Origin of the sequence: Rhizobium sp. R711 (assembly GCF_002211365.1) — a bacterium.
In the GTDB taxonomy this organism is placed as follows: domain Bacteria; phylum Pseudomonadota; class Alphaproteobacteria; order Rhizobiales; family Rhizobiaceae; genus Rhizobium.
On the sequence record NZ_LOKZ01000001.1, the window covers coordinates 366608 to 383790 of the forward strand.

At 60.7% G+C, this 17183-nt stretch carries 16 protein-coding genes and 1 pseudogene; 7 read left to right on the top strand and 10 right to left on the bottom strand.

Translation table 11 applies throughout. The features are described from left to right. Window positions 1-36: 36 nt before the first annotated feature. From ATY80_RS01725 to ugpC, 5 genes are read left to right on the top strand one after another with little or no spacing between them, the layout of a single operon-like run. Complete coding sequence (locus ATY80_RS01725) at window positions 37-921, top strand: sugar ABC transporter permease (protein ID WP_088690762.1); 885 nt, start codon at window positions 37-39, stop codon at window positions 919-921. Beyond that, window positions 921-1766 (top strand): carbohydrate ABC transporter permease, encoded by an 846-nt coding sequence (locus ATY80_RS01730; protein WP_088690763.1) that lies wholly within the window; start codon window positions 921-923, stop codon window positions 1764-1766. Before ATY80_RS01725 ends, ATY80_RS01730 begins: the two co-directional genes overlap by 1 nt. Beyond that, window positions 1763-2785 carry an SIS domain-containing protein gene (locus ATY80_RS01735; RefSeq protein WP_088690764.1) on the top strand — a complete coding sequence of 341 codons (1023 nt, stop codon included), beginning with the start codon at window positions 1763-1765 and terminating at the stop codon, window positions 2783-2785. Before ATY80_RS01730 ends, ATY80_RS01735 begins: the two co-directional genes overlap by 4 nt. Beyond that, window positions 2785-3714, top strand: coding sequence for a PfkB family carbohydrate kinase (locus tag ATY80_RS01740; RefSeq protein WP_088690765.1), 930 nt, complete (start codon window positions 2785-2787; stop codon window positions 3712-3714). Before ATY80_RS01735 ends, ATY80_RS01740 begins: the two co-directional genes overlap by 1 nt. Continuing rightward, the gene (gene ugpC, locus ATY80_RS01745; RefSeq protein ID WP_088690766.1) at window positions 3711-4778 is read left to right on the top strand and encodes a sn-glycerol-3-phosphate ABC transporter ATP-binding protein UgpC; all 1068 of its coding nucleotides are present in this window, start codon (window positions 3711-3713) and stop codon (window positions 4776-4778) included. The genes ATY80_RS01740 and ugpC overlap by 4 nt, the downstream gene beginning before the upstream one ends. Here the strand turns inward: ugpC and solA are convergent. The 6 genes from solA to ATY80_RS01775 form a co-directional block, all read right to left on the bottom strand. Beyond that, a complete protein-coding gene (gene solA, locus ATY80_RS01750) occupies window positions 4756-5943 on the bottom strand; it encodes an N-methyl-L-tryptophan oxidase (RefSeq protein ID WP_088690767.1) in 1188 nt (395 codons plus the stop codon). The two genes, ugpC and solA, sit on opposite strands and share 23 nt — an antisense overlap. A gap of 9 nt (window positions 5944-5952) precedes the next feature. Continuing rightward, window positions 5953-7446, bottom strand: a complete 1494-nt coding sequence (hutH, locus tag ATY80_RS01755; protein WP_088690768.1) for a histidine ammonia-lyase — start codon at window positions 7444-7446, stop codon at window positions 5953-5955. After that, window positions 7443-8219 carry an ATP-binding cassette domain-containing protein gene (locus tag ATY80_RS01760; RefSeq protein WP_088690769.1) on the bottom strand — a complete coding sequence of 259 codons (777 nt, stop codon included), beginning with the start codon at window positions 8217-8219 and terminating at the stop codon, window positions 7443-7445. Before ATY80_RS01760 ends, hutH begins: the two co-directional genes overlap by 4 nt. A gap of 28 nt (window positions 8220-8247) precedes the next feature. Beyond that, window positions 8248-8952: an ABC transporter permease subunit gene (locus tag ATY80_RS01765; protein WP_088690770.1), complete on the bottom strand. Its 705-nt coding sequence runs from the start codon at window positions 8950-8952 to the stop codon at window positions 8248-8250. A 10-nt stretch (window positions 8953-8962) separates the two neighbouring features. Further along, complete coding sequence (locus ATY80_RS01770) at window positions 8963-9688, bottom strand: ABC transporter permease subunit (protein WP_088690771.1); 726 nt, start codon at window positions 9686-9688, stop codon at window positions 8963-8965. A 99-nt stretch (window positions 9689-9787) separates the two neighbouring features. Further along, window positions 9788-10630, bottom strand: coding sequence for a transporter substrate-binding domain-containing protein (locus tag ATY80_RS01775; RefSeq protein ID WP_088690772.1), 843 nt, complete (start codon window positions 10628-10630; stop codon window positions 9788-9790). Between the two features lie 190 nt (window positions 10631-10820). Between ATY80_RS01775 and hutC the strand changes: the two genes are divergently transcribed. Continuing rightward, on the top strand, window positions 10821-11567 hold the full coding sequence (gene hutC, locus ATY80_RS01780) for a histidine utilization repressor (RefSeq protein WP_088690773.1): 747 nt from the start codon (window positions 10821-10823) through the stop codon (window positions 11565-11567). 41 nt (window positions 11568-11608) lie between these two features. Here hutC and ATY80_RS01785 read toward each other — a convergent pair whose 3' ends face one another. From ATY80_RS01785 to nadA, 4 genes are all read right to left on the bottom strand, one after another. Continuing rightward, window positions 11609-12421, bottom strand: a complete 813-nt coding sequence (locus tag ATY80_RS01785; RefSeq protein ID WP_088690774.1) for a PhnD/SsuA/transferrin family substrate-binding protein — start codon at window positions 12419-12421, stop codon at window positions 11609-11611. A gap of 67 nt (window positions 12422-12488) precedes the next feature. After that, entirely contained in the window at window positions 12489-13340 is an 852-nt protein-coding gene (nadC, locus tag ATY80_RS01790) for a carboxylating nicotinate-nucleotide diphosphorylase (RefSeq protein ID WP_189637062.1), read from the bottom strand. Window position 13341: 1 nt separating this feature from the next. Next, a complete protein-coding gene (locus tag ATY80_RS01795) occupies window positions 13342-14880 on the bottom strand; it encodes an L-aspartate oxidase (RefSeq protein ID WP_088690775.1) in 1539 nt (512 codons plus the stop codon). Then, entirely contained in the window at window positions 14877-15848 is a 972-nt protein-coding gene (nadA, locus tag ATY80_RS01800) for a quinolinate synthase NadA (protein WP_088691461.1), read from the bottom strand. Before nadA ends, ATY80_RS01795 begins: the two co-directional genes overlap by 4 nt. Before the next feature lie 699 nt (window positions 15849-16547). Here nadA and ATY80_RS29335 point away from each other — a divergent pair. Further along, a pseudogene (locus ATY80_RS29335) lies at window positions 16548-16742 on the top strand (N-acetyltransferase); the annotation flags it as partial. Window positions 16743-17183 lie beyond the last annotated feature (441 nt).

The window sequence follows — 17183 nt, forward strand, 5'->3', positions numbered from 1 at the left end:
CCACTTCGACAATCCGATGAAATGAGAGGGCGCCTTATGTCCGGCACCTGGATGACGGCCCGCGCGTGGCTTTTGATGTTGCCGCTGCTTGTCGTAATGATTGCCGTCATCGGGTGGCCGCTGGTCGACACCGTCGGCCTATCCTTCACCGACGCCAAGCTTGTCGGTACCGCCGGCAGTTTTGTCGGGATCGACAACTATGTGAGGATGATCTCAGGTTTGAATTTTCAGCGAACCTTGATTATCACCGGCTGGTTCGCGATCATTTCGGTTGCTGCCGAAATGGTGATCGGCGTGCTTGCGGCACTTCTCCTCAACCAGGATTTTCGTGGCCGCACGGTGTTGCGCGCGTTGATGATCCTCCCCTGGGCGCTGCCGACAGTAGTAAACGCGACGCTGTGGCGGCTGATCTACAATCCGGAATACGGCGCGCTCAATGCAGCGCTGACGCAAATCGGCCTGATCGACGCCTATCGCTCATGGCTCGGTGAACCAGGGACTGCGCTTGCCGCTCTGATCGTTGCAGATTGCTGGAAAAACTTCCCGCTTGTGGCCCTCATTGCCCTTGCTGCCCTGCAAGCAGTTCCGCGTGACGTCATGGCTGCGTCTCTGGTCGATGGCGCCGGTGCATTCGCGCGATTTCGCTTCGTGATCCTGCCCTATCTCGCCGGTCCGCTGATGGTGGCGCTGGTGTTGCGCACCATCGAGGCCTTCAAGGTCTTCGACATCATCTGGGTCATGACCCGTGGCGGCCCCGCCAACAGCACGAGGACGCTGTCTATCCTGGTCTATCAGGAAGCGTTTTCCTTTCAGCGCGCCGGTTCCGGCGCCTCATTGGCCTTGATCGTCACCTTACTGGTAACGCTGCTTGCAGTTGCCTATGCCGCTTTGGTGCGCAAGAGCGCAGGGAGTGCTGCCTGATGGAACGGAAGAGCCCGACCTTCTCAGTCTTCATCTATGCTTGCGCTTTCCTCCTTGGCGCCGTCATTCTGGCGCCCATTCTGTGGCTCTTCATCATGAGCATTTCGCCGGCAGCCGATCTGGCCGCCAAGCCGCTACGCTGGTGGCCACAGTCAGCTGATTTTTCGCGTTACGCCACACTGCTCTCAACCGTGGAAAACAGCGCAGGCGCCGCCTTTACCTCGTCGCTCAGGAATAGCATCGAGGTTGCCGGCATGGCGACGATTGCGGCGATCGCGCTGGCCATTCCGGCCGGTTGGGCGGTGTCGCGGACCCCTTCGGTCGGCTGGTCGCTATCAATGGTCATTGCCACCTATATGCTGCCGCCGGTCGCCCTTGCCGTGCCGCTCTATATGGGCCTGGCCTATCTCGGCATGCTGAACAACGTCTTTGGGCTTGCCCTCGTCTATCTGACCATCCTCGCGCCCTTCACGACGTGGCTGATGAAATCCGGCTTCGACTCCATTCCGAAGGAAATCGAAGCGGCAGCCATGATCGACGGCGCGGGCCTGTTCCAGACCTGGAAAATCATCACCCTGCCGCTCGCCATGCCGGTCGTCGCAACCTCGGCGCTGTTTGCCTTCCTCCTCGGGTGGGATGAATTCTTCTATGCGCTGCTCTTCACCTCCGATCAGCGCGCCAAGACACTCACGGTTGCCATTGCCGACCTCGCCGGTGGCCGTGTCTCCGATTACGGATTGATCGCAACCGCCGGTGTGCTTGCCGCCCTGCCCCCGGTGCTGGTTGGTCTCGTCATGCAGCGGGCCCTGATTTCAGGGCTTACAAGTGGCGGCGTCAAGGGATGACAAGGACTATGGAAATCACACGACCAGCCGGCCTGATGGCCATCGACAGGGAAATGGCGCGCCAGCATGCCGACGCCCTGGCATCTTACGACAGCGCCAAGAAAACAGCTCAGGCCATTGCGGCATCGTTGAAGAAGACCGGTCGCCTTCTCCTTCTCGGCATGGGCGGATCTCATGCAGTCGGTCGCACGGTCGAACCGCTTTACCGCGCCCGCGGCATCGATGCGATCGCTCTCCCACTTTCAGAACAATTGGGGCAGCCACTTTCACTTGAAGGACGAACCGTTCTCGTGACGTCGCAATCCGGCGAAAGTGCTGAGGTGATACGCTGGTTCAATGAGACACGGCCAGGCTCTGACACGTTCGGACTGACGCTGGAAGCAGGATCGTTTCTGGCGCGCACGGCCCCTTCGCTGATAGGAGCTGGGGGGACCGAGCTGGCATTTGCCGCCACCCGCAGCCTCACCGTCTCCTTTGCCCTGCACCTGGCCGTGCTGGCAGCGCTTGGCGAGGATCCTGCAGCCGCGCTTGCCGCTCTGTCCTGTCCCGAAACGCCAAGTATCGATGCCGCTCTAGCCCCTCTCGATGGCGTAGCGACAGTGGTTACCTCGGGGAGGCGCTTGCAGGGCCTTGCCGAAGCACTGGCGCTTGGCCTGACGGAACTGTCCCGTCGCCCTTGCTTTTCGCTGGAGGGTGGCCAGCTGCGACACGGACCGATGGAGATGCTTGGCCAGGAAATCGGTGTCATTCTGTTCAAAGGGCAAGACAGCACGGCCGACCTGGTCACCGCTATGGCGGTATCGGCCGTAGAAACCGGTGCTGCGGTCGTCATCTTCGATGCATCGGGCAAAACGCCTGTCGCCGGTGCGGTTACCATCGGCTTCAAGCCGGCCTCGGGTCTTGCCGCGATCTTCGCAATGCTGCCTGTCGCCCAGCGCCTGATGGTTGCCTTTGCCGAGGCGCGGGTCGAAAACGCAGGCACACCCCTGCGCTCGACAAAGATCACCCGGAGCGAATGATGCGTCCGCTTGCCGTTATCGGAAACGTCAATGTCGACCTCATTCTCGGTCCCGCGGCCCCCTGGCCGACGGCTGGTACCGAGATCATCGTCGACCATGATGAACTGCGCGTGGGTGGAGCTGCCGGCAACAGCGCGCTTGCCTGGAACGGCCTCGGCGTCCCGTTCGAGATTGCAGCCAATGTCGGCAACGACCAGTTTGGCCGATGGCTGAGCGAGGCTTTCGCCGAGCGTGCCGCAAACTGGCCGGTGCGCCCGGAACAAACGACACTGTCCGTCGGCATAACGCACCCCGATGGAGAACGTACCTTCTTCACCACCCGCGGGCACCTGCCGCGCTTCAGCCTGGGTGACGTCTTGGCCGCTCTTGACGGCACGAAGCTGTCAGGTGGCTATGCATTGCTCTGCGGCTCATTCCTGACGGACGATCTGACACGCGAATACGACGCTTTCTTCGACTGGGCGGACCGGCAAGAAATTTCGGTTGCACTCGATACAGGCTGGCCTCTCGACGGCTGGACGACCAAGAACTGTGATGCCACGCGACGCTGGCTGTCTCGCTGCGCAATCGCCCTTCTCAACGAGGTGGAAACCACCATGTTTGCCGGCCTCGACGACCCCGCCACAGCAGCAGCCGAGATCCGATCGCATATGCCTGATGGCGCAATCGTCGTTGTCAAACGCGGTCCGGATGGGGCGCTTGCGATCGGCGCTGACGGTCAATGCATCCAGGTTGCGGCTCCCTCGGTCAAGGTCGTCGACACGATCGGCGCCGGTGACGTCTTCAATGCCGGCTTTCTTGCTGCCTTGGCAAAAGAGGAGCCGCTCGCCGCCTGCCTGAAGGCGGGCACCGTAGTCGCCTCGCGGGCCATTTCCACCCTTCCCCGCAGCTACGGCGAACCATCAGCATCCAAGGAAACTGCTCAATGAGTGCGCTTGAAATCGTCAATATCCGCAAGACATACGGCGATGTCGAAACGTTGAAGGGCATCGATATTGCGCTCGAAAGCGGCGAATTTCTCGTGCTCCTCGGCTCGTCGGGCTGCGGAAAGTCGACACTGCTCAACATCATCGCTGGACTGGCCGAGGCAACAAGCGGCGACGTTTTCATCGGCGGGCGCTCCGTCCTTGGCGTGCACCCGAAGGATCGCGACATCGCCATGGTCTTTCAGTCTTATGCGCTTTATCCGAACCTGACCGTCCACCGAAATATCGGTTTTGGCCTGGAGATGCGCAAGGTTCCCGCCGCCGAGCGCGACCAGGCGGTACGCGATGCGGCCAAACTGCTGCAGATCGAAAGCTTGCTCGAGCGCAAACCGAGCCAGCTGTCAGGCGGCCAGCGCCAGCGCGTCGCAATCGGTCGCGCACTCGTGCGCAAGCCGGAAGTCTTCCTCTTCGACGAACCGCTTTCCAATCTTGATGCGAAGCTGCGCATGGAGATGCGCACCGAGCTGAAGCGCCTGCATCAGATGCTTAAAACAACCGTCGTCTACGTCACGCATGACCAGATCGAGGCGATGACACTTGCCACCCGCATCGCCGTCATGAAGGATGGACGGATCGAACAGCTTGGCACGCCATCTAAGATTTACGACAAGCCGGCGACCCTTTATGTCGCCACCTTTGTCGGTGCGCCGCCGATGAACCTTTTGAACGTGACGGCTCGCGGGGGTAAAGTTCAGATCGACGGAAACGACACCGTGCTGCCGCTGCCGGATGAACTTGAAACCCGACCCCAAGATGGGCAGAAACTGATCGCAGGCCTACGGCCAGAAGCATTTCGCCTTGGCTCGGGCGGGCTTACGATCGCGGCGAAGTGCGAGGTCGCCGAATTGACCGGCCCGGAGCTTGTTGTCACTGCTATTGCCGGCACGCAACGGATTATGGCCAGCCTGCCGCCGCGCACGGCTTTGGACAATGGCCAACCTTTGACGCTTTCTTTCGACCGGGCGGCAATTCACCTCTTCGATGCTAAGAGCGGATTGCGCCTATAGCGAAGTCAGACGGCCTGCGAGCAGCGACGAAACGGTTCATGGCGTCGAAGGAGAAGGCGGCGATCGGCAAGCTTGTTTGACCCTCCAGTGCCAGATCGGCGAGGATTTCGCCAACCACGCTTGTGAACTTGAAACCATGCCCTGAGCAAGGCGAGGCGACCACCACGTTCGGATTGCCGGGTGCAAGGTCGAGCAGGAAATCTTCGCTCGGCAGCATGGTATAGCGGCATGTCACCGCGTTGACGCGCAGCCCGGCGGCCGCCGGCACGCGCTTGGCAATAAAGTTGTCGAGCAGTGCCGTGTCGGCATCGTTGACCGCCGGATTGGGCTTGCAGGGATCGATCGGCTCGCGGAAATGCGCATGCCGGCCGACCTTGACGCCATCGACGCCGATCGCCGGGAAGCCGAAGTAGGAGCCTTCTTCCCCCTCATCCCTCAGGAAGCAAGGCATGCGCTGCGGGCCGGTCAAAAACCCGTCGCGCGGCTGATACCAGGCAACGACCTGGCGGATCGGGACAGCATGCTCTTTCAATTGCGGAACGAGTTCGCCAATCCAGGAACCGGTCGCGACCACGACTTTCCTGGCGCGATACTGGCTAAGCGCAGAGCGGATCGTCACGCCAGCGTCACCCGGTTCAATAGCGGTGACATGCTCGCCGAAGTGAAGAACAGCACCGTCCTCGGCGGCCAGCTTGAGATAGCTCATGACCGCAGCCTCGGGTCTGAGATAGCCGCCCTGGGGATCGAGGACAGCGATCTCGCCTTTGTCCAGCTGAAAGGCAGGAAACCGACGCGCCATCTCAGCTTTGTCCAGCACGTCGTGCTTCAATTGATGCAACTTGCAGGATGCGCGCGTTCCGGCAACGATCTTGCTATCTTCGGCGCCAATTTGCAGGACGCCGGTGATCGTCAATATGTCTGCGTGAAGCCGGGCCTCCAAAGCGCGCCAGTTGCGATAGGCACGCTGCAGCAGCGGCACATAGGATGGATCCTCGAAATAACCGAGCCGAATGAGGCGGCTGTCTCCATGCGAGGAGCCGAGCACATGGGCCGGAAAATAGGCATCGATCCCGATCGTCCTGGCGCCGCGTGCCGAAAGATAGGAGAGTGCCGCGCTGCCCATGGCGCCAAGCCCGATGACGGCGACGTCAAATTCAGCTGTCATGTCTGATACTCACATCAGTTCCGGCGGCGCTTCATGACGGATGAAGGTTAAAAGTGCCTCTATGTCGCCGGCAAGAGGACGATCGTCGTCATAATGGGCAACGACGTGGCGCACGGCGCGGTGAATTGCGTCCGTCCCCCCGGCGCGGTCAGCCGTTGATGCAAGAAAGTCGTGCGCCTGGGCTGCGGCCATCAACTCGATTGCGACAATATACTCGGCATTGTCGATCACGGACAAAAGCTTGTTTGCCGCCGCCGTCGGATGGGCAAGAAAGTCCTCCTGCAGGCCGGAGGTGAGGCCACCATCGGTGGAGGCTGGTGCAGCGAGCCTGCGGTTCTCGTTGCAGAGCGCCGCTGCGGTGTATTGCGCGATCATGAAGCCGGAATGACTGCCGGCGTCGCTCGCCAGAAACGGTGGCAAGCCGCTGACCAGAGGATTGACGAGGCGGTCCACGCGACGCTCGCTGATCGCCGATATCTGCGCAAGGGCGATCGCCAGGCTGTCTGAGGCTTGCGAAAGCAAGGGAGCGACGGCGTGAGCCTCCGACGAGACGACAGGATGTTCGGGGGTGCCTGAGACCGCCGGATTGTCGGTGACCGAGGCAAGCTCGCGATCGACAACATCAGAGGCAATGTCAAAGACATCGCGGGCTGCCCCATGCGCATGCGGCACCGAACGCAGGCTCAGCGCATCCTGCATGCGCTTTCCAAGCGCTGCCGCGATCAGACCGCTACCATCCAGGCGCCGCCTCAAAGATGCTCCGACGGAAGCGATACCGCGCGATGGGCGCAGTGCCAAGACCGCTTCGTCAAAAGCCGCCATCTGGCATCCGGCCGCCTCCAGCGTCAGGGCGGCGACCGCATCAGCCCAGTCGAGCAGGCGGCTGGCTCGCGCCAATGCGACGCTCGCCAGACCTGTTGCACAGGCCGTGCCATTGACAAGGCTCAATCCCTCCTTCGCGCCCAGTACGAGTGGCAACAGACCGATCGCACTGAGTGCCTCGCCACCGCTCATGCGCTTGCCAGCCACTGAAGCGGTTCCGGCGCCGATGAGGACGAGCGCAGTGTGGGCATTATGCGTCAGGTAGCCGACTGAGCCTTTTGATGGGATATCCGGCACGCAATCCTGTTCAAGAAATGTGATGAGATGGCGGATAATGTCCGCGCGCACGCCGGAATGGCCGTGGGCAAAATTGGCGATTTGCGCAGCCATGATCGCTCGCACCTCGCGCGCCGCCAACAGCTCGCCGACACCGCATGCATGGCTCAAGATGATATTGCGCGACAATCGGCTTTGGGCGGGGCGATCGACCACCGTATCGGAAAGCGCCCCGACACCGGTATTGATACCGTAGGCACGCATGCCGGTTTCGACGATCCGCTCGACGATTCGGCTAGCATTGTCGACGCGCGCCCATGCCGGCTTAGAAAGTGCAAGTGTCTCCCCGCTTGCCACGCGCGCCACCTCATGCCAGCCGATCCGCGTGTCGATGGTGACCGTCATTGTGTGCTTCCGAAATGGCCGATGAACTGGCGGAAGGCGGGCGAGGCGCCGCCACCAAACATCTCGTCGGGAGCACCGCTGCTCTCGACCAGGCCTTCCTTCATGAAGACAACCCGGTTGGAGACATTGCGAGCAAAGCTCATCTCGTGCGTGACGACCAGCATGGTCATCCCCTCTTCGGCAAGCGCCCGCATGACACGCAACACCTCGCCGACAAGTTCGGGGTCGAGCGCCGAAGTCGGCTCGTCGAACAGCATGACCTTCGGTTTCATCGCGAGTGCGCGGGCGATTGCGGCACGCTGCTGCTGGCCTCCCGACAGGTGTGCCGGATAGGCATGGCGCTTGTCGGCTATGCCGACCTTTTCCAAAAGCACCTCGGCCTCCGCGATACATTCGCCACGCGGACGCTTTAACACATGAACGGGTCCCTCGATCACGTTCTGCAGGATCGTCATGTGTGACCAGAGATTGAAGGACTGGAAGACCATGCCGAGCTCCGAGCGGATGTGGTCGACCTGCTTCTGGCTCGCAGGCCGGCTCACACCGCCCTTGTGGATCATCCGGATCTGTTCTCCATCCACCCAGATCTCGCCGTCCGTTGCCGTCTCCAAGAGGTTGATGCAACGCAGGAAGGTCGACTTTCCGGAGCCGGATGCCCCAAGCAGGGAGATGACGTCGCCATCTTGGGCATCGAGCGAGATACCGCGCAGGACCTCATGCGTGCCGAAGCTCTTTCGGATATTGCGGACGGAAAGCCGGGTAACGCCTGGCATGAAAGCTCCAATCTTGTCCGTTCGGCTCTCAGGCTTTCAACGCCGGCGGGATCGCACGGCGGTGTCGAGAGAGCGAATATTCAAGCAGGGACATCGCCTGCAGAATGATGAAGTTGAGAACGAGGTAGATGATGGCCGCACACAGAAACACTTCCATCGTGCGATATGTTTGCGAGATCAGGCGCTGCGCCACACCGGTCACTTCCCACACGGTGACCAGACTTGCGAGCGCCGTTGATTTCATCATCAGGACGATTTCGGTGGAATAGGCGGGAAGCGCATGTCGGAAGGCGATCGGCGCCAGGATGCGACGCACGAGCAGCGCGCCTGACATACCGATCGAACGAGCGGCCTCGATCTCGCGCGGTGAGACCGCGCGAATGCCACCACGGAAGATCTCGGCCGAGTAGCCGGCCGTGCAGAGCGCCAGAGACAGCACCGCGCAAACGAATGGTTCACGCAGGAACGGCCAAAGGAACGAATAGCGGATGAAGCCGAACTGACCGAGCCCGTAGAAGACAAGAAACATCTGGATGAGCAGCGGAGAACCACGAAAGACGAAGACGTATCCCTTGGCGATCGCAGATAGAACCGGGTTGCCGCCTACGCGCATCCAGACGATCAGGAGCGCCAGAAGACCACCAAAAAAGACCGATAGGGAAAACAGTGCCAAGGTCATTGGCACAGCCTTGAGCAAGGTCGTCATCGTTTGGGCGAGAAAAACGAGATCCATCGTTGCTACCTCACGCCTTTCCCATTGCCGCGCTCGGCATGCTGCGATTGGCGCGCCGCTCGGCGCCGTTGAAGACCCGGTCAGAAAGGCTCGTCAGTATTAGGTACAGGATGCCGCCGACGATGAAGAACAGAAAATACTGTCGCGTCGAACCGGCGGCGACCTGACTGGTGCGCATCAACTCCGCCAGGCCCGTTACCGAGATCAGCGCCGAATCCTTGAGGCTAAGCTGCCAGACATTGCCGAGGCCGGGAATCGCAAAACGCAGCACCTGCGGGATGATGATCCGGCGAAACCTGAGACCATGATGCATGCCGATCGCCGATGCCGCCTCCAATTCGCCCTTGGAAATGGCAAGGTAGGCTCCGCGGAAAACTTCCGCCTGATAGGCGCCGGAGATGATACCCACGGCCAGTGCGCCGGCCAGAAACGAGGGCAGCCCGAGGAAACCCTCATAGCCCATTGCCTTGCCGATCGAGGTGACGGCAGACGAGCCTCCGAAATAGATGAGGTAGATGATCAGCAGTTCCGGCACGCCGCGAAAGACGGTCGTGTAGACGTTGCCGAGTGCAACGAGCCACGCCTTGCCGGACAGCTTGGCTGCTGAAATTATCGCTCCAAGCACGGCGCCGATCGCAAGTGCGCTTGCGGTCACGCAAAGCGTCATCAGTGCGGCGAGCAAAAGCAGCGCGCCCCATCCGGACGAGCCGAATCCAATCAGTTCCAGTGTTGCCATATCATGTTCCCCGCGCCCGCCGCTGTCTCGGCAGTGTCAGAATAGCATGCGGTCCCCGGCATTGAAGCCGGAGACCGGACGTCCGGCCTGCGCCCGACGTCAGTTCTGCGGGCTGACGTCGACCTTGAACCACTTCATCGACAGGTTCTTGACGGTGCCGTCAGCGAGCGCGGACTTGATCGCCTCGTTGAACTTGTCGCGAAGATCTGTATCGGCCTGACGGACGCCTAGACCTTCACCCTCGCCCCAGATCGAGCCTACGATTTCAGGGCCTGTAAAGGCCAGCGTGTCATTTGCGGACTGGAACGCATTGGCAAAGTAGACAGCATCGTCGAAGCCCAAATCGATGCGACCGTTCTGCAGATCGAGATCGCGGTCAGCACCGGTCTTGTATTCGCGGATTTCTGCAATATCGCCGAAATTGTCGTAGACGAATTTCGCATAGACGGTGGCGGCCTGAATGCCAATCGTCTTGCCCTTGAAGGATTCCTTCAGCGCATCGATTTCCTTAACCCCGGTCTGGCCTGGCGTCATCTTGATCGTTGCGCCGGTGCCGGCTGCATTGGCAAGCGGGCTGTCCTTGGCTGTGGCAAAGGCTGCCGGCGTCGCAGCGTAGGGGATCGTGAAGCCGATCACCTTCTTGCGGTCGTCGGTGATGGACAGGGCATCCATGATGACATCGAACTTGCCGGCATTGAGTGCCGGGATCATGCCGTCCCAGTCGGAAGCGACGAGCTTGCATTCGATCTTGGCGCGTTCGCACAGAACCTTCGCAAGCTCTGGTTCGAAGCCGCCGAGCGTACCGTCGGCATTCGTCATGTTCCAGGGTGCGTAGGCACCCTCAAGTGTAATCGTGGCAGTCTTCCAGTCCTTGGCTGCAACGGGAGCAGCGAAGGCACAAAGCACAAAGGCGCCGGAAAGAAGAAGCGCGCTTGATCTCATTTGTACTATCTCCTCTGAAGTGACGATTGACCTTATCGGTCCGACACCGGTCTTCGCCGGCTTGCCCGATGCCGACCTCGCTGGTCGATCTTTCGAGAGGTTGTATAGGGTACCATATGGGAAATTTTGTGTTATGCAAGAGGAAAGTCTACTTATCGAGCGGATTCCGCAGTTGCAAAAGGAATGAGCAATGAAGCGTCCAAGCGAGATGAAGCGGGACCACGATACCGCACCGCTCTATGCCGGTGTCAAGCAGATGATACTGGACCGGATCCATAGCGGCGAGTGGCCTCCGAAGCATCGCGTGCCTTCCGAAAACGAACTGGTCACCGAGCTCGGGGTCAGCAAGATGACCGCCAACCGGGCGCTGCGGGAATTGGCAAGCGAGGGCGAACTGGTGCGCATTCAGGGCGTTGGCTCCTTTGTCGCCGAACGCAAGGGCTACTCCGCGCTCTTCGAAGTGCGCAACATCGCCGAAGAGATCGCCGAGCGCGGTCACGCGCACGAGGCTGCGGTGGTAGTTCTAGCCCGGGAAGCCGCCTCCCCCGAGACGGCGGACGCGCTGGAGCTTGATATCGGCGCACCTGTCTTTCACTCTCTGATCGTGCACAGTGAAAATGGCGTACCGGTGCAGATCGAGGATCGTTTCGTCAATCCGGCAGCAGCTCCCGACTACCTGGCGCAGGATTTCGCTTCCCTGACACCGAATGCCTACCTGACGGCGGCCGCACCGCTCAGCGGTTCCGAACATATCGTCGAAGCAGCCATGCCGCAGTCATGGGAATGCAAGCTATTGACCATCCTCAAGAACGAGCCGTGCCTTTCGATTCGTCGTCGGACCTGGTCGGGGCGCCACGTCGTCTCCACAGCACGCCTTGTTTACCCCGGCAACCGCTACCGACTTGAGGCGCGCACCGGTAAGGTCTTTGAGGAATAGGCGCAAGTTGTATATGGAACAATCGGTCTGTTTTGCGGTTCCTAGCCGATCCGGGCATAGCCGAGCGCGGCGGCCTGACGCTCCAATGCCAAAAGAGGCTCATAGTCGGCATCCGCAAGGGTGGCAAAACCGGAGAGAGCAAGCCTATCGCGAACCAAAGCCAACGACGGATCGCTGATCGCCGCCTGAAGCGCGTTTTGCAATTGCTCGACCTCTTCATCTGATGACCCGCTGGAGGTGACGAAGGGCAGGCCCGGGCCGCTGGTCGTCTCGGCAAGTATGCGCAGGTTGGAAAGCCTTTCGGGCTCAAAGCGGCGTATGTTGCCAAAGGTCACACAATCGATTGCGGCAACATCGGCGCTGCCTTCGGCAACCGCAGTGATGCTGGCGGCATGACCGCCGGTCTCGATCACTTTGGAAAAGAAGCGCCCGCCCTGAGCGCGCGGGGCTATCTCAGCGCGGAAGAAATTGCTGCCCGAATTGCTCTCGTGGTTGTTGACTGCGGCTGTCAGGTCGCGAAGATCGGCAAGCGATCGAGCGGAGGCGCCGTTGTGAACGACAATGAAGCTGCGCATCAGTGGACCGTCGCAGCCAGGCAGGTTGTAAGTCGGCGTCGCCACGAGGCGAACGGAACCGCGCAGCCGCTTCGCATAGGGATAGCCGCAGCTCTGCGCAAGAATGAGATCTGGATGCAGCCACGCCTCGTCATAAGGCAGTGAGCGGTCGAGTTCCGCCGGCACACCAGACAGCCCGGCCTCGTGTCGCAGGTAGTTGCTGATATAGCGCCACAACTCAGCGGTTGCGTCCATCAACGGCTGAGGATCGACATACATCGACAGGCTGGCAAGTCGCATTTTCCAAGACTCTACGTTCACGCGCCGCGACCATAGTCACGCGCCGACGAATTGCCAATGATCTCGGTCAGCCTTGCACATCGAGCCCGATATCCAGCGTCGGAGCACTGTGCGTGCACCAGCCAACCGACACGAGATCGACACCTGAGGCTGCGATTGCTGCAACGGTTGCCGGCGTTACCCGCCCGGAGGCCTCGGTGATTGCGCGCCCATTGACGATTGCGACTGCCTCGCGCAATTGATCCGGCGTCATATTGTCGAGCAGGACTGCATCGACGCCATGCTTTATCGCCTCTCGCAGTTGCTCAAGCGTATCCACTTCGACCTCGATCTTGACCATATGCCCGACACTGGCGCGCGCCCGGCCGATCGCCTCTGCCACGCCCCCGGCAATCGCCACGTGATTGTCCTTGATCAGGACGGCATCATGAAGTGCGAAGCGATGGTTCATGCCGCCGCCGGCGCGGACGGCGTATTTTTCCAAGGCCCGTAGCCCCGGGGTCGTCTTGCGGGTGCAGGCAATCGATGCTCTCGTTTCCTTGATGGCCTCGACCAGACTCGCTGTCACCGTCGCAATGCCGGACAGATGTCCGAGAAAATTGAGTGCGGTGCGCTCCCCCGTCAGCAAGCCACGCGACGGCCCGGTTATGGTCGCGATGGTGTCGCCTGGTCCGACGTGCGATCCGTCGGCCTTGTGACGGGTTACCGTGATTGCCGGTTCGATCAGCTGGAAAGCGAGTTCGGCGGCGTCAAGACCGGCAACAACGCCAGGCTGCCGCGCCACCATGATCAAGGACGAACGATGATCTGCCGGGATCACCGCGGCCGAGGTGACGTCACCTGCAAGGCCGAGGTCTTCAAGCAGAGCAGCACGAACCAGCGGTTCGATAATAAGACGTGGCAATGCAGCAAGGGGCATGTCAGGCACTCCGGGCAAAAGAATGGGTGTGGGTATGGGCGGCATCCAAAACGTCGGCGAGTGTCATGAAACGGCGTTCGGCAACCGGAAGTGCCAATGGAAAGTCTGTGCGTGCATGCGCGCCCCGGCTTTCCTTGCGCAGCATTGCAAATACGGCAATTGTCAAGCCAACAATGGCCGGATCGGCGCAAGGTCCATCGGATTCTGCAAGCGGCAACAGCGCGGCCATCGCCCCTCGCAGAGCTCCAGCATTCCGTAGCACGCCGAGATGGCGCGACACGATCGAGCGCACGAACGAGGCATCAGGCGCGCAGACAGACTGTATCCTCGGGACCGGGCGAAGAGAGCCCGCCGCAGTTGCGGCAATATCACGGGCCGCCCGCATGCCGAGGACCGCCGCCTCAAGCAACGAGTTGCTGGCCAGTCGATTGGCGCCGTGCAGTCCGCTCGATGCCGCCTCGCCAACGACCCAGAGGCCAGGGACCGAGCTGCGTCCCGTCAGGTCCGTCGCAACGCCACCCATGTGGTAGTGAACGGCAGGTCGCACCGGGATGAGATCGATTGCCGGGTCGATGCCGGCCTCATGGCATAAAGCATGGATCGTCGGAAATCTAACTGCAAACCTGGCGCCAAGCGCGTGGCGCGCGTCCAGGAAGACACGTCGTCCGAGCGAAAGCTCGGCACTGATGGCGCGCGCAACAACGTCGCGTGGGGCCAGTTCTCGTCCATCAATGCCCGACATGAAGCGTTCGCCCCTGTCGTTGACGAGGGTGGCGCCCTCGCCACGCACCGCCTCGCTGACGAGCGCCAGCGGGCGGCGGGCGGAATCGAGGCCGGTCGGATGAAATTGAACGAATTCCATGTCGGCAAGCCGTGCCCCTGCCCTCGCCGCCAGCGCGAGCCCCTGACCGAAATTCGACATCGGATTGGTCGTGGCATCGTAGAGCCCGCCAATCCCGCCCGTCGCCAGCACTACCCTGTCGGTCATGATGGCTGCGACCTGCCCTTTTCTGGAAAGGATAAGGCCGCTGACACGGTCGTCGTGGATCAGAAGCGAGCGCACCTCGGTTGCATCGACGACCGTAATCGAAGGCGTGTTTGCAACCGCTCGCACGAGAGCAGCGACGATTGCAGCACCAGATCCGTCACCCGATGCGTGTACGATGCGACGGCACGAGTGCGCCGCCTCCAGACCGAGTGCGAGCCTTCCTTGGCTGTCTTTATCGAAAGCCACTCCGGCGTGCTCCAAGGCGGCAATGACGGCCGGGCCCTCGGCGACAATCTCAAAAGCCGCCTGGGCGTTGCACAATCCGTCACCGGCAGCAAGCGTATCGGAAAGGTGCGATTGAACGCTGTCATCATCACCGACACATGCCGCAATTCCGCCTTGCGCCCATGCGCTCGAGGTCTGCGCCCCGATCGCACCGCGGGTAACGAGCACGACAGGCTGCGGCGCAAGTACCAATGCCGTCATCAGTCCGGCAAGCCCGCTTCCAACGACGACAACCTGCCCACTCAAGGCGTCGAGAGGCTCGGTCATATCGCAAGCATTCGTTCGACGGCCCTGCGCGCGGCAACGGCAACGTCAGGATCAACCGTGACCTCGTGGCGATTTTCCTCCAGCGCAGCGCGGATGTTGGCAAGCGTGATCCGCTTCATGTGCGGACAAAGATTGCAGGGTCGGATGAACTCGACATCGGGATGATGGACTGCAACGTTGTCGCTCATCGAACACTCGGTCAAGAGAACGACGCGTGCTGGACGCTCATGTCCGACGAAATCGGACATCACCGCGGTCGATCCGGCAAAATCCGCCTCGGCGACGACATCCGGCGGACATTCGGGATGTGCCAGCACCGTGACGCCCGGATAATTCTCGCGCAGTTGCCTGACGTCATCGGCGCTAAACAGTTCGTGGACTTCGCAATGGCCATGCCAGGCAAGCACCTCGACTGTCGTTTCGCGCGCTACATTTTGGGCAAGATACTCGTCGGGGATCATTAGCACCCTCGGCACGCCGAGCGACTCGACTACCTGTTTGGCGTTTCCTGACGTGCAGCAAATGTCTGACGCCGCCTTCACGGCCGCCGACGTATTCACATAGGTGATGATTGGCACGCCTGGGTGTGCTTGGCGCAGCAACGCCACATCCTGCGGCGTGATCGAATCGGCCAACGAGCATCCCGCACCCATATCCGGGATGAGCACCGTCTTGCCCGGATTGAGGAGCTTGGCCGTTTCGGCCATGAAATGCACCCCGGCAAGCACGATGATGTCAGCCTCGACGTCGACAGCCTTGCGCGCCAGCGCCAGACTGTCACCGACGATATCGGCAACCCCGTGGAATATCTCGGGCGTCTGATAATTGTGCGCGAGAATAACGGCGTTGCGCTGCCGCTTCAGTTCAAGGATCGCCTCGACGTCATCTTCGAACGATATCCACTCCGCTTTGGGAATGACGCGGCGAACGCGCTCGTAAAGGGAGGACGCGGAAACGCGGTGATTCATGGCCGACTCCTGTTTATACTCAAATTGAGCATAATAGGGCGCCATTGTTATCCTCAAAATGAGCATATGTCAATTGCAGAAGAGCGGTGGTTAACAGACACCTCGCCGACCTCAAAACGTCATAAGATAACAGATCATTAGCCAGCGGAAGCTCGCCGCTTCGGCTCCGACGCCTTCTTGCAGCATCGCGGCCAATTCGTTCTGCATCACATGGGGTCTTGCTGCGCGTGCCCTCCATTCCGATTAGCCGACGACTGCGCACCTGATGGACCCTTCATTCCATTTGCCTCGGCTTGTCGCCACTGCTGAGCAAGGCCGTATTCGGCGCGTCTGTATCGTCAGCTCGTGAATCCTCGGCAGACTCTTGTTGGAAATCTCGGGTAAGACAGGCGCGTTCGTGGATGCTGATCCCCATCTGGTGGTGCCCTGCGCACACTTCTCAACAGTCGACGGATGCGTAGGCCGCACGGGCGCGAAACTCGCCTGCTCGCTGCCCAGATCAACTCCTATCGATCCACTTTCTTCCATCGACTTGCGAGAAGCGCTAGCCAGCGGGCTGCACCTGTGGGGCGACGTGCAAAAGCACGCCCCTGTCGACAGTAACAGGTGACAGCGATGCGGAGGCTGAGAAAGCTGGGGTGGGGAGCAAGCGTCTGGCCCGCGCGTTGGGAGCCCGGCTAAGTGGAGAAGCGATGAGACGTGTCACTATCGGCTCCCGAACCGCTCACCTGCGCGCATGACGTTTGCGATTTTTCCTGCGACAAATCCATGCTCGATCATTGGTGGAGACGCGCGCTCTCCAATCAGCAAAAGGGCTTCGCGGCCGTTCTCGTCGTCCACGAGGCCGGCCAGGTGGTCGGATATCATGGTCTTGCGCCGACGGCCGTGATCCCTCGATTTCTTGATCGACACGGGGCAGCCGCCCGATACGGTTCCCCGCCTATCCGGTTTCCTCTCGGTGCCTGCCGGCCTGACGATCGTCAACCTGGATAACAGCTAGCAGATGAACTGGCGTCGTCATCACGGTGCTGGGCTGGTTGATGATGATCGCTGGCACCATCGGATTGTCTTGCCTCAAGTTGCGATTTTTGTAGGTTCAACCATCTAAAGCGGACGCACCTCTGTGATCGTCGCCGCACTGCGTCAAGGCTTACATACAGCGTTCCTAAGCCAGAAAATTTCAATATCGATGATCCCGGCCGCCGCCCCGACGCCGCGGCGCAGCGGCGCAGGATCGGTCCAGTTATCGTCGTTGCGCAATCGGGACGGAAGCTGGGGTGGCCTCCCTATTCCTCCGCAAGCTTTCTTCAACAGGGAATAAGCTTAACGAGATCG